Below are 788 nucleotides of genomic sequence, written 5' to 3' on the forward strand. Positions count from 1 at the left end.
CCCTGCTGTTCCCGGCGATCAACGTGAACGACGCGGTCACGAAGTCGAAGTTCGACAACAAGTACGGCTGCCGGCACTCGCTGATCGACGGCATCAACCGTGCCACCGATGTGCTGATCGGCGGTAAGACGGCGGTCGTGTGCGGTTACGGCGACGTGGGCAAGGGCTGCGCGGAGTCGCTGCGCGGCCAGGGCGCCCGGGTGATCATCACCGAGATCGACCCGATCTGCGCGCTGCAGGCGGCGATGGACGGCTACCAGGTCACCACGCTGGACGAGGTGGTGGAGAGCGCGGACATCTTCATCACCACGACCGGCAACAAGGACATCATCATGGCCTCGGACATGGCCCGGATGAAGCACCAGGCCATCGTGGGCAACATCGGCCACTTCGACAACGAGATCGACATGGCCGGCCTGGCGCAGCTGCCGGGTGTGGTGAAGGACGAGGTCAAGCCGCAGGTCCACACCTGGACCTTCCCCGACGGCAAGGTCCTGATCGTGCTGTCCGAGGGACGCCTGCTGAACCTGGGCAACGCGACCGGCCACCCCTCCTTCGTGATGTCCAACTCGTTCGCGGACCAGACGCTGGCCCAGATCGAGCTGTTCACCAAGCCGCAGGAGTACCCGACCGACGTCTACGTGCTGCCCAAGCACCTCGACGAGAAGGTCGCCCGTCTCCACCTCGACGCCCTCGGCGTCAAGCTCACCACCCTGCGCCCGGAGCAGGCCGCCTACATCGGCGTCGAGGTCGACGGCCCGTACAAGCCGGACCACTACCGCTACTGA

At 65.7% G+C, this 788-nt stretch carries 1 protein-coding gene; it reads left to right on the forward strand.

The window, feature by feature from the left end; all coding sequences use genetic code 11:
• A partial coding sequence (locus tag ACTMTU_RS36045; protein ID WP_441267644.1) for an adenosylhomocysteinase occupies positions 1-788 on the forward strand: 788 nt, incomplete at its 5' end.

The organism is Streptomyces sp. OZ13 (assembly GCF_052068155.1).
Lineage (GTDB): Bacteria > Actinomycetota > Actinomycetes > Streptomycetales > Streptomycetaceae > Streptomyces.